Source organism: Salicola sp. AFF1 (genome assembly GCF_056783195.1).
Window position 1 is genome coordinate 1 of record NZ_JBXAYL010000188.1, and the last position, 259, is coordinate 259.

At 75.3% G+C, this 259-nt stretch carries 1 protein-coding gene; it reads right to left on the reverse strand.

The window, feature by feature from the left end; translation table 11 throughout:
• Positions 1–259: hypothetical protein (locus AC1RQI_RS17285; RefSeq protein ID WP_481905842.1), on the reverse strand; the 259-nt coding region annotated here is incomplete at both ends.

Sequence of the window (259 nt, forward strand, 5' to 3'; positions counted from 1 at the left end):
GCCAGCTTTTCGTAGAACCGGGCAGCGACCGTGAGGTCGCGTGTCACGCCGCGGCCCTCGGCCTGGCGCGAGGCGATCTCCCACACGGCGGCCCCGTCGCCGTCGAGCGCGTCCTGCTTGAGCTTGGCAAGGGCCGGCGGCAGGCCGGCGAGGTCGGTGCCGAGCGCGGCCATGCCGGCGACCTGGGGCAGCCCGCGCTTGGCCGCCTTCGGCTCGGCGAGGGATTGCGTCGTCGCCGGATCGGCCACGCTCGTCGGAG